Genomic DNA, 14,809 nt, shown 5'->3' with positions numbered 1-14,809 from the left:
CTGACCGACCGTGGGAAACCGGCCGCAGACCGAACAGATGGAGCTGACCCTATGATTGAACGCATTGGCATGACGGAACGCTGGAGCGACGCGGTTATCGTTGGAGATCTGATCTTCCTCGCGGGCCATGTCGCCGAGCAGACGCGCGGCCAATCCGTCAAGGTGCAGACCGAGGAAGTTCTGCTCAGCCTCGATGACACGCTGGCCCAGGCCGGCGTCTCCAAGAACAACCTGGTCAGCGTTACCATTTACCTCGCCGACATGGCGGGGTTCGCCGCCATGAACGAAGCTTGGGACGCCTGGGTCGCAAAGGGCCACGCGCCGGCCCGCGCGACCGTCGAGGCGCGCCTTGCCTATCCCGACCTCCTCGTCGAGATGACCGCGATCGCCTCCCGATAGTCCCGCGCCGCTCTCATCTATCGCCAAATGCGAAGACGATCCGTCGGGCTTGTCGCTCGACGGAAAGATGGGCGCGCCTCGGCGACCAGTGCGTCGCGCACACGGACCTACGGCAGCGCTGAGCCGACCGCCTCGACGAACGATGCCCGGACGCCGGGAACGAAGTCGTGGCTCATCTCGTTCGCCTGCACGCGTACCGGAGCTCATGAAGCCTCTGCTGCGAGCCGGCGCATCTGCGCGTTCTCGTGGACGTGGCGTCCGAGCTCCTCTTGCCCAAGCAGCCCGACGATGGCGTCCGCCACCGTCTCGGCGGGGATGGCGCCGTAGCGCGAGAGCGGCCCGAGCAGGATCGGCGTCAGCGCCGCGAAGACGCGCTGGCCGATCTCCTCCCAGACGCGCCGCTCACTGCGGCCGCCGAGAAGAAAGCCTGGACGCATCAAGTCGACCCTCTCGAAGCCGAGATCGCAGACCGCCCGCTCGATGGCGCCCTTGGTCTGTAAATAGAAGCCCGGACCGCCCGCGCCCGCAGCGGTGACGAGGATGAACCGGCGCGCGCGCAGCGCAAGGGCGCCCTTCGCGACGGCTAGCACATAATCGTGGTCGACGCGGAACATCGCCGGTTGCGATCCGGCCGTGCGGATGGTCGTGCCGAGGCAGGAGATTGCAACGTCGACGCCCCCGGGCGCGACCGCGCGCAAGGTCGCTTCCGGCTCCTCGCAGAGCGTTTCGAAATCGACCGGGAGCCCTGGCGCGGACGAACTGCGCCGTACGAGACTGGCGAGAGCGACGTTCGGGTTGGTCGATAAGCGCGTGCTCACGAGACTGCCGACCAGGCCGGAACTGCCGGCGAGAAGGATACGCTGGATCACAGGGCTAAGCTCCTCGTCGGGGATCGCTGAAGGGAGAATCGGCCGTACGTCGTGTACGCGATCAGGCGTCGGTCGTGACCTTTGGTGAGCAACCGGGCGAGAGCTTGGCGCGCAGGCGCAATGCCGGGAAGGATCGCCGGCTATTGAGACGCATGTGACTGTTTGGCCGCGACGGGCTCGTCGGCAAGAAGCGCTCGGAAGGCCTGCATAGGCCGACCGACATGACGTTCCTTATGTCGCAGCATGACGAAGCGGCGGGGCGGGATGTCAGCCGCGACTTCGACGAGCGCGCCCGACTGCAAGGAGCTGGCGACCACGAGCCTCGACATCAGGCTGGCGGCGGAGCCCGCTTCGACAGCGGCGCGCACCGCCTCGTTGGCGGGCAGCTCCAGCACGACATCGAGATCGGCCAGCGAGTACCTTGAGCCGGTGAGAACCGCTTCCAGAACTTGCCGGGTGCCGGAGCCCGGCTCCCGCAGAACCCAGGAACTTTCGGCGAAATCCGAAGCATCGACGCGGTCTCTTGCCGCCCAGGGATGGTCGGGCGCGACGACGATGGCCATTTCGTCCACCGCGACGACCTCCTGCGCCAAAAGCGGATCGTCAATTTCACCTTCGACAAAGCCGATATCGGCGAGCCCATTGTGGATGGAAGATGCGACCGTCTCGGTATTTCCGATCACGAGCGGCGTCTCGATCCCCGGGTACCGCGCACGAAACAAGGCGAGCTTCCGTGGCAGCCAGTAATTTCCGACCGTCTGGCTCGCCGCAAGGGACAGCCGCCCGCGCTTCAGGCCGGCGAGATCCGACAGGACCTGTTCGCCCGCGGCAGCACGGGCAAGGATCGCCCGCGCCTCGTTGAGGAACAGGCGTCCCGCATCGGTCAGCGCGATCCGGCGCCCGACGCGGTCGAACAGTTGCACGGCATGGCGATGTTCGAGCGCAGCGATCGCGGCGCTCGTCGCAGATTGCGTCAGGTTCAGCTCCGAAGCCGCACGCGTGACATGCTCGCGCTCTGCGACCGCGACGAAGATACGAAGCTGTTCGAGTGTCATGAGCGTCGATGAATCCGCGAGCGCGCACCTGGGTTCCGCACGCCCACGCCTGGACGGCGCCCCGATAAGTCAGCGCGAGAAATAATCGTTTTTCTCGATCAAAACAAGAAAAACAACACGTTTGATCACTTAGGCCAAATGCCTCAGAACCCGCGCATCGCATTGCCGGGTACTCTGATGACGCATAAAATCCCAGATCGGACGAGTTTGGTTGACCGAACAGCCTCGGGCGCAAAGCGCATCGGCCCGGGCCTCGTGCTGTGCCTGGCCGTTTCGGTTGCTGCGTTCGCCGCCGAGCATCTCGAGGCCCTGTTCTTCCGGCGGGCCTGGCTCGAAGCGCTCGTCCTGGCGATCCTGATCGGAACACTGATCAGAACGCTCTGGAAGCCCGATGACCGCTGGCGCCCGGGCATCTCGTTCTCGGCGAAGACGCTGCTGGAGATTGCGGTCGTGCTCCTCGGCGCCTCCTTGAGCGCCGCCACGGTTGCCGCCACCGGCGCTCCACTTCTCCTTGGCATTGCCGCAGTGGTTTTTGCTGCGATTGGCCTGAGCTATGGGATCGGCCGCTTGCTGGGGCTGTCGAAGCGCATGGCCATCCTCGTCGCCTGCGGCAACTCCATCTGCGGAAATTCGGCGATCGCGGCGACGGCGCCGGTCATCGGCGCCGACGGTAAGGATGTCGCCGCCTCGATCGCTTTCACCGCAGTGCTCGGAGTCGTGGTCGTGCTTAGCCTGCCTCTCCTGATCCCGACACTGAACCTCAGCGTTCATCAGTTCGGCATCCTGTCGGGCCTGACGGTCTATGCCGTTCCTCAGGTCCTCGCCGCCACGGCGCCGGCGGGCACCGCCGCGATCCAGATCGGCACCCTGGTCAAGCTGGTGCGCGTGCTGATGCTCGGGCCCGTCATCCTCGTGCTGTCGCTGCTGTCTAGCCGGCTGCGCGAGGAGACCGGCGCGCCTGCTGCGCAGGTCGCAGCAGAGCGTCCGGCGCTGCGCCCCCTTGGGATCCACCGCCTCGTGCCCTGGTTCATCATTGGCTTCGTGGTGATGGCGGCATTTCGCTCGGCCGGGCTCATTCCGGCGGTCCTGCTGTCGCCGTTGGCCACCGTCGCCAACGTACTGACGATCATCTCGATGGCAGCGCTCGGGCTCAGCGTCGACATCCGCTCGGTCGCCAAGGCCGGCCCCCGCGTCACCGCCACGGTCGTCCTCTCACTCCTTGCGCTCGTGGCGATCTCGCTCGGCCTCATCCGCCTGCTCGCAGTGCCCTGAGACACCGCCCCGAAAACGTTATCGACGCTCTGAGACTCAGCCGCGCAACACGGACAGAGTGTTCTTTGATCTACAGAACAGCTCCAGGACGGACCGAAAGCGCAATAGAGCGCCTTGGTCGCGGTTATGAACGAGAGCCTTCGTTTCGAGCCATTCGCTTGCAACGGTACCGTCCGCTATGTCGTACCGCGCAACACACCTGCTGGCACGGATCGGGCTCGCCCTGACCTGCTTCGTGCGGGCCGATAGCGCCCTCGGTCAGACGCGCCAGCGTCCTGTCCCTGAGGCCTATGCCCGGATTCCGGTTTACGACGAGTTCGGCCGAGACCAGATCTCGATGTTCTTGGCCTGGAACCCAGACCCGATAGCCAACCATGGCCGCAATCTGCGGGCACTCGATCCGATCCTCGCCAGGATTGTCGTGAATGCTCAGGCCGCCATGCCGGATCTGCGCTTCGTCATCGGCTCCGGCCGGCGCGATCGAGCCCAGCAACGTCAGGCCGTGATCTGGGGGTGGTCGATGACGCGAAGCACTGCTCATCGATCCGGCCGGGCTGTCGATCTCTGGCCACTCGATGCCCACGGCCATGTCGTATTCGAGATTGCACTTCAGAACCGGATTGCCGCGGCGATGAAGGCGGCTGCTTCCAAGGCAGGTGCCCATCTACGCTGGGGCGGCCACTTTCGCGGCTACAAGCACCAGGACCGCTCGCATTTTGAGCTCGTTGCGCGCCGGCGCTACTGATCCTGCCGTTCACGGAGATCTTGCCAACCGCTGCACCTAGAGAAGGCTCGCAGGCAGTCTACCCATCGTGCCACTCATGACGTGAGTGAACTTGCGTCCCTCCAGAGATGGCCGACGCCGAACTATGTCAGCTGTGCTCGAAGTTGATCGATGACATTCTGAAGCTTCAGAAAATGGCATCCTCAACGCCATCTTCGTGAGCAGGTAAATGTCCGCTTCCGGGCGGTGCCCCAATGTCAGCAACCGGCGCAACGCTGGCGGTGAGTGAGACAGAACTCCTGAAGCGCTGGGTATTTGCCCCGAGGCAACGCGAAAATCCTAGACCTCCTGCGCATCCAGTCTGCGGTAGAGCGGCAGGGCCAGCGGTGCGATCCGGCGGATCAGACCCTGGAAGGGCTGCGGCTTCGGTGTCGAGAGCGGCAGACCGAGAGTCTCCAGCGCCGTCCCTTGGGTCGCCTTCGCCAGCTCGCGGCCGAGCGAGATCGACAGCGCGACGGCGCGGCCATTGCAGCCGACCCAGCAAAAACCGTTCGGCCCGAGCTGGTGGATGCGCGGATAGCCTGGAACCTGCGGTTGCAGCAGGTTGTCGGGGGTCATCCCGACATACCCGGACCAGACATAGTCGAACTCGACCTCGCCGAGTTGCGGCCAGAGCCGCTTCAGCCGCGCCGCGACGGTCGGGCGCAGATTGGCGCCGCCCGCTCCGGGCAGGATCGCGGCGCCGCCGGTGACCAGACGGTTGCGGGCATCCCAGCGGGCGAAATAGAGCTCGCGGTGTGTGTCCGACATCGCCTGCCGGCCGGGGATCACGGTCTTGGCGATGTTGTCGCTGACCGGCTTGGTCGCCATCTGCCAGGACAAGACCGGGATGACCTCATTGGCGATCTCCGGGGCGAGCCCGGGCTCGAACTCGCCGGTATAGGCGTTGGTCGCCAACACGAGCGCGCGTGCCGTCACCGAGCCCTTCGCCGTCTTCACCACCCAGCGGCCATTCTGATGCGTCATGCTCACCGCCGGCGAGCGCGCATGGATGGTCGTACCGAGCCTGAGCGCGACCTCGGCGAGGCCCCGGGTCAAGGCGAGCGGGTTGATATGGCCGCCGGTGCGATTCCAGAGGCCGCCGAACCAGGCCTCCGAGCCGAGCATTTCAGCTGCAGCCGCGCGATCGAGCAGTTCGACCGGCGCGCCGATCGCCGACCATTCCCGAGCGCGCTTCTCGGCAAGCTTGAAACGGCCAGGCGAATGCACCGGCTGGACCCAGCCGGCCTGCTCGGCTTCGGCCGGGATCTCGTATTTGCGCACGAGGTCGAAGAGGTATTGCGCGCTGTCGCGCAGCACCCCGTTGAAGCGCTCGCCGGCTTCGCCGTGCCGGGCGGTCATGGCAGAGGGGTCGTGGCCGGCCAGGGTCGGGATGACCTGGCCGTTATTGCGTCCGGACGCACCCCAGCCCGGCTCCGCTGCCTCCAGGATGGTGACGCCGACCCCGCTCTCGCGCAGATGGATCGCGGTCGACAGGCCGGTGAAGCCGGCTCCGATCACCACGACATCGCTCTCGGCCGAGCCTTCGAGCGTCCCGAGCACGGGGCCGGGCTGGGCCGTCGCGGCCCAGAGTGAAGGCGGCCAGGCGACGGAGGAAGAGGCGGTCATCAGCGGCGTCTTTCGGCTGGAAACAGAACGAGGGACGTCCCGCATCGCGGGCATGCCGGTATCCTTGCCGCCCTGGCCTCTAGCCCGCAAGTAGGTCCTTCCGAGCCCCTCCTCCGGCGAAGAACAAATTTCTATTTTTCTTGGCCAAGACGAACAGATTCTACTAAATTTTGGCAAGTTCTCTCGCCTTCTTGAAAATACTATTCTCCCGGCGCTATGTCTGGCGCGCAGCGGGGGCTGCTTGAATCGTCATCCCGGAGCGGTTGCGCCCCAACTTCCGTTCGGATGAACTCTCCGTTCCACTGGGCTCTGGTCACAAGGGGGCGTCATGCCGCTCAAGCACATTCTCGGTCTCGACCACGTCGTGGTGACGGTTCGCGATCTCGACGCCTCGGCCCGGCAGTGGCAGAGCCTCGGCTTCACCGTCTCGCCGCGTGGCACGCATTCGCCGATCCTCGGCAGCGGCAATTACACGATCATGTTCGGGGACGACTATGTCGAGCTGCTCGGCATCCTCGCCGAGACCGAGCACAACAAGCCGACCCGCGATTTCCTCAGGGAGCGCGAGGGCATCGAGCGCGCTGCCTTCACCACCGATGATGCCGCCGCCGGCGCCGCCGAACTCAAGAGCCGCGGCCTTGAACCGCTCGGCCCGGTGCATTTCGGCCGGCCGGTCGACCTGCCGAATGGCGGCAAGGGCGAAGCAAGGTTCAACGTCTTCCGCTGGCCGCTCGACGAGAACCCCGGCAGCCTGCGCATTTTCGCCTGCCAGCACCTGACCCGCGAAACGGTCTGGATCCCCGAGCTGCAGAGCCACGCCAATGGCGCGAGCCGGATCATCCGCGTCGAGGTGCTCGCCGCCGATCCGAAGGCCGCCGCCGAGCATCTGAGCCGGCTGATCGACGAGCCGGTGAAGCAGCAGGACGATGGCTGGCTGGTGCCCTCCGGCGGCAAGCGCGCCGATTTCCTGTTCTACGACGCCGCCGGCCTCGCGCGGCGCTATCCGGACGCAGTGCGGGACGGTGCGGGACCGGCCGGCGCGGTGGCGATCGTGCTGGCGAGCGAGGATCTCGATCAGGCAGCCAAGGCGCTCGGCTCAGTCGGTGTCCGCCATGGCGCAGCGCTCAGCGTCCCGGCCGCCTCCGCCAATGGCGTGATCGTGAGCTTCCTGCCGCAATAGCGCGGCTTCCCCTGTTCCAGAACGGCCTCGCCGCATTGACGAGGCCTTGTGACGCCCGCATCGTGCCGAGCCTGCACGCCGGCCCAAGGAGACAATCCATGGATATGACCCGCCGCGCCGCGTTGATGACCAGCGCCGCCATCGCCTCCAGCGTGCTGTTCCCGATGCGCTCCTTCGGCCAGGAAACGCCACGCAAGGGCGGTGTCTTCACCGTCCATTACGGCGCCGAGCAGCGTCAGCTCAACCCGAGCCTCCAGGCCTCGACCGGCGTCTACATCATCGGCGGCAAGATCCAGGAGCAACTGGTCGACCTCGACGCCAAGGGCCAACCCGTCGGCGTGCTCGCCGAGAGCTGGGAAGCCGCGCCCGACGGCAAGACCATCACCTTCAAGCTCCGCCCCGGCGTGACCTGGCATGACGGCAAGCCCTTCACCTCCGCCGACGTGCAGTTCACGGCGATGGAGATGTGGAAGAAGATCCTGAACTACGGCACGACGCTGCAGCTCTTCCTCACCGCGGTCGATACACCCGACCCGCTGACGGCGGTGTTCCGCTATGAACGCCCGATGCCGCTCAACCTCTTGCTGCGCGCGCTGCCCGACCTCGGCTATGTCTCGCCGCGCCATCTCTACGAGGGCAAGGGCGACATCCGCCAGAACCCGGTCAACCTTGCGCCAGTCGGCACTGGCCCGTTCAAATTCGTGCAGTATGAGCGCGGCCAGCATGTCATCGCCGAGCGCAACCCTAACTACTGGCGCGCCAATGCGCCCTATCTCGACCGGATCGTCTGGCGCGTCGTCACCGACCGCGCCGCGGCGGCCGCTCAGATGGAAGCAGGGCAGATCCATTACAGCCCGTTCTCGGGCCTGACGATCTCGGACTCGGCCCGCCTCGGCAAGGATCCGCGCTTCATCGTCTCGACCAAGGGCAATGAGGGCAACGCCCGCACCAACACGATCGAGTTCAATTTCCGCCGCAAGGAACTCGCCGACATTCGCGTTCGGCGCGCCATCGCGCATGCGCTCGACATTCCGTTCTTCATCGAGAACTTCCTCGGCGATTTCGCCAAGCGCGGCACCGGGCCGGTCCCTTCTGTCTCGACCGATTTCTATCCGGCCGACAACGGCCCGCAGTACCCGTTCGACAAGAAGCTGGCGGCCAAGCTGCTCGACGAGGCCGGCTTCAAGCCAGGCGCCGGCGGGACGCGCTTCTCGCTGCGGCTGCTGCCGGCGCCCTGGGGCGAGGACATCTCGCTCTTTTCCACCTTCATCCAGCAGTCGCTCGCCGATGTCGGCATCAAGATCGAGATCGTCCGCACCGATGGCGGCGGCTATCTGAAGCAGGTCTATGACGACCACGCCTTCGATCTCGCCACGGGCTGGCACCAGTACCGCAACGACCCGGCCGTCTCGACCACGGTGTGGTACCGCTCCGGCCAGCCCAAGGGTGCGCCCTGGACCAACCAGTGGGACTGGACAGACCCGACCATCGACAAGATCATCGACGATGCCGCGACCGAGGTCGATGTGGCCAAGCGCAAGGCGCTGTATGGCGACTTCGTACGGCGTGCCAACACCGAGCTGCCGATCTGGACGCCGATCGAGCAGATCTTCCTGACCGCGATCAGCGCCAAGGCCCGCAATCACTCCAACACGCCGCGCTGGGGCTCCTCCTCATGGCACGATCTGTGGTTGGCGGAGTGACCGCTTCGCTCAACCCTGCAGCCGGATCCGGCCAGTACCCATGCGTGTCCTGACTCTCGCGGGGCGGCGTCTCGCCGCCTCGATCCCGACCCTGATCCTGATCCTGATCGGGGTCTTCCTGCTGCTGCAGCTCGCGCCCGGCGACACGGTCGACGCGATGATGGCGCAGATGGGCGGAGGCGACGCCGCCACCGCCAAGCAACTGCGCGAATTCTACGGGCTCGACCTCTCGGTCTGGGCCCAGCTCGGCAACTATCTCTGGCGGCTGGTTCGGCTCGATCTCGGCTTCTCCGCGATCTACGGCAAGCCGGTGGCGACGGTGATCGCCGAGCGGTTGCCGGCGACCATCCTGCTGATGACCGCCTCGCTCTCCTTCGCCTTCTTCTTCGGGCTGATCCTGGGCGTTGTCGCGGCACGCGGCGTCAACAAGTGGCCGGATACGCTGATCTCTACCCTCGGCCTGTTGTTCTATGCGATGCCGACCTTCTGGTTCGGCCTGATGGCGATCGTCGTCTTCTCGATCTATCTGCAATGGCTGCCGGCCGGCGGCTTCGAGGACATCACCGTCAGCTACACGGGCCTGCGGCGGACGCTCGACATCGCGCTCCACCTCGTCCTGCCGACGCTGACGCTGGGCCTGTTCTACATGGCGATCTATCTGCGCATCATGCGCGGCTCGATGCTCGAAGTGCTCAACCTCGATTTCGTCCGCACGGCGCGCTCGAAGGGCATGGACGAGACGCGCGTCGTGGTCCGCCATGTGCTGCGCAACGCGCTCTTGCCGATGGTGACGCTGATCGGCCTGCAGGCCGGCACCATGCTCGGCGGATCGGTCGTGGTCGAAAGCGTGTTCTCCCTGCCGGGTCTCGGGCGGCTCGCCTATGAATCGGTGATCCAGCGCGACCTCAACACCCTGCTCGGCATCATCTTCGTCTCGGCGCTGCTGGTGATCACGATCAATTTCATCGTCGACCTGCTCTATGCCCGGCTCGACCCGCGCATCACGACGGGGAGCTGAGCCATGGACCTGGTGAAGCTCTATTTCCGCAGCCCGCCCGCCGTCATCGGCCTCGTGCTGCTGATCCTCGTCCTCGCCATGGCCGCGAGCGCCGACATTCTCTATCCGCGCGATCCGCTGGCGCTCGCCGGGCGGCCGCTGATCTGGCCGTTCAGCAATCCGCGTTTCCTGCTCGGCACCGACAATTCCGGGCGCGACATCGCCGCCCAGATCTTCCACGGCGCACGCATCTCGCTCTTGATCGGCGGTGTCGCGACGGTGATCTCGATCATGATCGGCATCACTGTCGGCGCGTTCGCCGGCTATTATGGCAGCTGGGTGGATACCGCGCTGATGCGCGTCACCGAGGCGTTCCAGACCCTGCCGAACTTCCTTTTGCTGCTGGTGCTGGTCGCGGTCTTCGGCTCGACCATCACCACCGTGACGGTCGCGATCGGCATCGTCTCCTGGCCGGCCTCGGCCCGATTGACGCGGGCGGAGTTCCTCTCCCTGCGCAACCGCGAGTTTGTGCAGGCAGGGCGCACGCTCGGCCTAAAGGACATCAGGCTGATCTTCGGCGAGATCCTGCCGAACGCGCTGCCGCCGGTGATCGTCTATGCCAGCGTCGTGATGGCGATCGCGATCCTGCTCGAAAGCGCCCTCGCCTTCCTCAAGCTCTCCGACCCGAACGTCGCGTCCTGGGGCAATCTGATCGGCGCCGGCCGCGACGTGCTACGCGTGCAGTGGTATGTCTCGGCCATTCCCGGCATCGCCATCCTCGTCACCGTGCTCGCCGTCTCGCTGGTCGGACAGGGGCTCAACGATGCCCTCAATCCGAGGCTGAAGAGCCGATGAGCCCGATCCTCGTCCTCGACGATGTCAGCGTGAAGCTGCCGGCCGGCGGCGACCGCTCGCATGCCATGGCCCATGTCTCGCTTTCGCTGGCGGCGAACGAGATCCTCTGCGTCGTAGGCGAATCCGGCTCCGGCAAGTCGATGACCGCCAACGCGATCATGCGGCTCCTGCCCGGCGGCGTCACTATCGACGGCGGCCGCATCCTGTTCGAGGGCCGCGATCTCTGCGGGCTCGACGAGGCGCAGATGCGCAAGGTGCGCGGCGCCGGCATCGCCATGATTTTCCAGGAGCCGATGACGGCGCTGAATCCGCTGCGCAGCATCGGCGACCAGATCGGCGAGATGTTCGAGCTGCACAGCGATCTGTCGGCGGCCGAGATCAAGGCGCGCACGCTCGCTCTGCTCGAGGAAGTGCGCATTCCCGATCCGGCGCTCGCCTTCAAGGCCTATCCGCACGAGCTCTCCGGCGGCCAGCGCCAGCGCGCCATGATCGCAATGGCGCTGGCGCTCGATCCCAAGGTACTGATCGCCGACGAGCCGACGACGGCGCTCGACGTCACCACCCAGGCCCAGATCCTGAAATTGATCCGCGACCTGCAGCGCCGCAAGGGCACGGCCGTCCTGTTCATCACCCATGATTTCGGCGTCGTCGCCGAGATCGCCGACCGGGTCGCGGTGATGAGCAAGGGCGAGGTCGTCGAGGCCGGCGAGACTGCGTCCGTGCTCGGCAACCCGCAGCACGCCTATACCCGGCAATTGATCGCCGCGGTGCCGCCGCTCAAGGCGCCGCCGCCGCGGGCACTCTCCGAAGAGCCGATCATGACGATCGCGCACGTTTCCAAAACCTACCGCACCGGCGGCTTCCTCGGACGCGGCCAGCGCGTCACCCATGCCGTCAAGGACGTCTCGCTGGTGCTGCCCAGGGGTGCGACGCTCGGCATTGTCGGCGAATCCGGCTCAGGCAAGTCGACTTTGGCGCGCTGTCTCGTGCGCTTGATCGACCCCGAAAGCGGCGAGATCCGCCTCAACGGCATCGACCTCGCCAGTTTGAGCCGTGAGGAGATGCGCTCGGCGACGCGCGATATCCAGATGGTGTTCCAGGACCCGTTCGCCTCGCTCAATCCGCGCCGCAAGGCCGGCGAGGCGGTGGCGCAGGGGCTGATCGTGCATGGCATGGCGCGGCCTGAGGCCCTGGCCCGCGCCAAGGAGCTGTTCGGGCTGGTCGGGCTCGACCCGGCTGCGACCGAACGCTACCCGCACGAGTTCTCGGGCGGCCAGCGCCAGCGCATCGCCAGCGCCAGCGCATCGGCCTTGCCCGCGCGCTGGCGCTGGAGCCGGCGGTACTGGTCGCCGACGAGCCGGTCTCGGCGCTCGACGTCTCCGTGCAGGCGCAGGTGCTGAAGCTCTTGGCCGAGCTGCGCCAGCGTCTCGGGCTGTCGATCGTCTTCATCACCCATGACCTGCGTGTCGCGGCCCAGGTCTGCGATCTCGTCGCGGTGATGAAAAGTGGCGAGGTGGTGGAAGCCGGGCCGATCGGCACGGTCTTCGGCCAGCCGCAGCACCCCTATACGAAGGCGCTGCTCGCCTCGATCCCGGGCCGCGAATTCGGGCAGGAGCGAGGGCTGCCTCGAGAGGCAACAGGCTGATCTGTCGGCGATTGGGCGCAGATCGGCGCAGGCCGAGACGCCGCTGGGCGACGTATTCTGATCGCGCCAGTAGCCGTCGCATTGCAGGCCTCAAGCCCCGTCCACCGGGGCTGCGTTCAGTAGCAAGCTTTCTGGTTGCTGGAGCATGACGGCTCGTCCGTCTTGCCGAAGCTCGCCCGAAGTCCCCGCAACCTAGCTACCAATGTCTGCTTCCTGGCGACGCGCCAACTCCCGGTCTTGGCGCTACGCGTGCCCACAATTCAGGCTCTCGCTTCGTAGAAAGTGCATGAATGTCTCGACAAGCTCGGTTCGTTTGCTGTGGGAGGGAAACAGCACGCCGAAATTATAGGGCACATCCGGCTCGAAACGGCGCCAGATGAGGCCTCGCGAAGTAAAGGCGCTGGCGGTGAAGCGATCGGTGATCGTGACGCCGACGCCGTTGGCGACCAGCTCACAGGCCACTGCGGCAATGGGAGTGTCGACGCGGATGTCCGGCATGGAGCCGGCATCATCGAGAGCGCGCTGCAGCGGCAGATGGGCAAAGCTGTCCCGCCCCTTTCCCACGAAGGCCAAGCCATGCAGGTCTTGCGGGGTGATCACGTCGTGCGCCGCGAGCGGATGATCGGGTAGCATCACACAGACTCCGATCGCAGGGTCGAACAGCTCGATCTCGACGCCCGGCTTCTCCATCGGCAGCATCGCGAAGCCGATGTCGAACTGGCGTGTCGAGACCCAGGACGCGATCGTTTCGGAGCGCTGTACCTGAAGGGCGGCTGCCACGCCGCTGTGTTCCTTCAGGAAGCGAGCGAGCGCCGCCGGCAGAAACTGATGGGCGAGCGCCGGCATGCTGACGATCCTGAGCTGCTCGACGCGCTGCTCCTTGATCTGGGCAGCCCGCTCCGCGATCCGCTCCAGCCCGACGAAGCTGCGCTCGACCTCTTCGTGCAGCGCCAGTGCCTCCGCCGTGGGCCAGCTGCGCCCATCCGCCCGCGTGAACAGGGCGAAGCCCAGGCGTTCCTGCAGTTCCTTCAGCAACCTGGAGATTGATGGCTGCGAGGTGCGTAGGAGACGCGCCGCCTGCGTGAAGCTGCCGACATGCAGCACGGCGTTGAAGGCCTCCCAGTGCTTGTGGCCAATTTGCGTCAAATCAAAGCCCTCCGGGATCGAAAGCCTCACAGTCCTGCGAAACGACGCTCGGCCAACGGCAACGCTCGCCGAACGAATTGTTGCGCCCATATCAAATCCGGATCGAGCGATCCATACTTCGTCAATTGACAGATACCCCTCCGACCGAAACCCTGATGGCAATCAGGACAAGAAAGAGGGGTTGCTGGCATGAAGTCTCCGCATCACGGAATCTGTTCGATCGCGCTCGGATTGGCGCTTTCGGCCACGGGCTGGATGGCGCCCGGCGCCCTGGCGCAAGACACCATGTATGTCGCCGGCTATGGCGGTTCGTTCGAGCGCCTGATGCGGGACTCCGTGATTCCGCCCTTCGAGAAGGCCAACAACGTCAAGATCGAGTACGTCGCTGGTCAGTCGACTGCGACGCTGGCGAAGTTGCAGGCTCAGCGCAGCAAGCAGGAGATCGACGTCGCGATCGTCGATGACGGGCCGATGTACCAGGCGGTGCAATTCGGCTTCTGCGCGCCGATCCAGAAGGCGCCGGTGCTCGACGACATCTATCCGATCGCGAAGCTGGCCGACCAGGCGATCGCCTTCGGCATCGGCGTCACCGCGCCGGTCTACAACACCAAGATCTTCAAGGAGAAGGGACTGCCCGTCCCGACCTCCTGGGGCGATCTCGGCAACAGCGCCTATAAGGGCCAGCTTGCTCTCCTGGGTGCTGCGAGCACGACCGGCCTGCACGGCCTGATCATGGTCGCGCGCGCCAAGGGCGGCGGCGAGGCCAGCATCGACCCAGGCTTCAAGGCCTTCAAGGATGAGATCCGCCCGAACATCGTGACCTTCGCCCCCTCCGCCCCGAAGCTGGAGGAACTCCTGCAGAGTGGCGAGATCGCGATGACGGTGGTCGCGCGCTCGCGCGCCGTCGCGCTGAAGAAGGAAGGGCTGCCGCTCCAGGCCGTCGAGCCCAAGGAAGGGGCGGCAGCGCTGATGGTGACGATGTGCCCGGTGGTCGACAGCGACGTGCCGGCGCAGGCGCAGAAATTCATCCAGCACATGCTCTCGCCCGAGATCCAGAAGGTCTTCGCCAAGGCAGGCTACGGCCCGGTCAACCGCAAGACCGAGCTGACCGAGGAGGAGAAGGAGGGCCTTGCCGTCGGCGATGAGGCCGTCGGCAAGCTCGCGAAGATCGACTGGCCGGTCGTCAACCAGAACCGCGCCGCCTGGACGCAGCGCTGGAACCGCGAAGTCGAGCGCTAAGACCATCCCGACAGGCCGGTTGCCCCCGGGCCTGCCCTCTCCCGAACGAGCCTGTTC

At 65.8% G+C, this 14,809-nt stretch carries 12 protein-coding genes and 1 pseudogene; 9 read left to right on the top strand and 4 right to left on the bottom strand.

The window, feature by feature from the left end; all coding sequences use genetic code 11:
- Nucleotides 1–69 precede the first annotated feature (69 nt).
- Nucleotides 70–399, top strand: a complete 330-nt coding sequence (locus DK26_RS16330; RefSeq protein ID WP_248309998.1) for a RidA family protein — start codon at nt 70–72, stop codon at nt 397–399.
- Between the two features lie 203 nt (nt 400–602).
- Here DK26_RS16330 and DK26_RS16325 read toward each other — a convergent pair whose 3' ends face one another.
- Both DK26_RS16325 and DK26_RS16320 read right to left on the bottom strand, forming a co-directional pair.
- Nucleotides 603–1,268: a hypothetical protein gene (locus DK26_RS16325; protein WP_066474634.1), complete on the bottom strand. Its 666-nt coding sequence runs from the start codon at nt 1,266–1,268 to the stop codon at nt 603–605.
- Between the two features lie 140 nt (nt 1,269–1,408).
- Nucleotides 1,409–2,323, bottom strand: a complete 915-nt coding sequence (locus DK26_RS16320; protein ID WP_066474633.1) for a LysR family transcriptional regulator — start codon at nt 2,321–2,323, stop codon at nt 1,409–1,411.
- 207 nt (nt 2,324–2,530) lie between these two features.
- Here DK26_RS16320 and DK26_RS16315 point away from each other — a divergent pair, with 207 nt between their 5' ends.
- Together DK26_RS16315 and DK26_RS16310 are read left to right on the top strand one after the other, a co-directional pair.
- Nucleotides 2,531–3,595 (top strand): putative sulfate exporter family transporter, encoded by a 1,065-nt coding sequence (locus tag DK26_RS16315; protein ID WP_248309997.1) that lies wholly within the window; start codon nt 2,531–2,533, stop codon nt 3,593–3,595.
- 178 nt (nt 3,596–3,773) lie between these two features.
- Nucleotides 3,774–4,340 carry a M15 family metallopeptidase gene (locus DK26_RS16310; protein WP_066474628.1) on the top strand — a complete coding sequence of 189 codons (567 nt, stop codon included), beginning with the start codon at nt 3,774–3,776 and terminating at the stop codon, nt 4,338–4,340.
- A gap of 318 nt (nt 4,341–4,658) precedes the next feature.
- Here the strand turns inward: DK26_RS16310 and DK26_RS16305 are convergent, their stop codons facing one another.
- Nucleotides 4,659–5,987: an FAD-binding oxidoreductase gene (locus DK26_RS16305; RefSeq protein WP_066474625.1), complete on the bottom strand. Its 1,329-nt coding sequence runs from the start codon at nt 5,985–5,987 to the stop codon at nt 4,659–4,661.
- 328 nt (nt 5,988–6,315) lie between these two features.
- Here DK26_RS16305 and DK26_RS16300 point away from each other — a divergent pair, with 328 nt between their 5' ends.
- The 5 genes and pseudogenes from DK26_RS16300 (at nt 6,316) to DK26_RS16280 (ending at nt 12,367) form a co-directional block, all read left to right on the top strand.
- Nucleotides 6,316–7,167, top strand: coding sequence for a VOC family protein (locus DK26_RS16300; protein ID WP_066474622.1), 852 nt, complete (start codon nt 6,316–6,318; stop codon nt 7,165–7,167).
- Nucleotides 7,168–7,265: 98 nt separating this feature from the next.
- The gene (locus DK26_RS16295; RefSeq protein ID WP_066474620.1) at nt 7,266–8,870 is read left to right on the top strand and encodes an ABC transporter substrate-binding protein; all 1,605 of its coding nucleotides are present in this window, start codon (nt 7,266–7,268) and stop codon (nt 8,868–8,870) included.
- Between the two features lie 40 nt (nt 8,871–8,910).
- Nucleotides 8,911–9,888: an ABC transporter permease gene (locus DK26_RS16290; RefSeq protein WP_066474618.1), complete on the top strand. Its 978-nt coding sequence runs from the start codon at nt 8,911–8,913 to the stop codon at nt 9,886–9,888.
- Between the two features lie 3 nt (nt 9,889–9,891).
- Nucleotides 9,892–10,722: an ABC transporter permease gene (locus DK26_RS16285; protein ID WP_066474617.1), complete on the top strand. Its 831-nt coding sequence runs from the start codon at nt 9,892–9,894 to the stop codon at nt 10,720–10,722.
- A pseudogene (locus DK26_RS16280) lies at nt 10,719–12,367 on the top strand (ABC transporter ATP-binding protein). The gene DK26_RS16285 and the pseudogene DK26_RS16280 overlap by 4 nt, the downstream one beginning before the upstream one ends.
- A 243-nt stretch (nt 12,368–12,610) precedes the next feature.
- Here DK26_RS16280 and DK26_RS16275 read toward each other — a convergent pair.
- The gene (locus tag DK26_RS16275) at nt 12,611–13,603 is read right to left on the bottom strand and encodes a LysR substrate-binding domain-containing protein (RefSeq protein ID WP_083533268.1); all 993 of its coding nucleotides are present in this window, start codon (nt 13,601–13,603) and stop codon (nt 12,611–12,613) included.
- Between the two features lie 99 nt (nt 13,604–13,702).
- Here DK26_RS16275 and DK26_RS16270 point away from each other — a divergent pair, with 99 nt between their 5' ends.
- Nucleotides 13,703–14,752 (top strand): ABC transporter substrate-binding protein, encoded by a 1,050-nt coding sequence (locus DK26_RS16270; protein ID WP_066474615.1) that lies wholly within the window; start codon nt 13,703–13,705, stop codon nt 14,750–14,752.
- Nucleotides 14,753–14,809: the final 57 nt, after the last annotated feature.

This window comes from Allobosea sp. WAO, assembly GCF_001509835.1.
In the GTDB taxonomy this organism is placed as follows: Bacteria; Pseudomonadota; Alphaproteobacteria; order Rhizobiales; family Beijerinckiaceae; genus Allobosea.
This window is presented reverse-complemented; position numbering and strand designations above follow the sequence as displayed.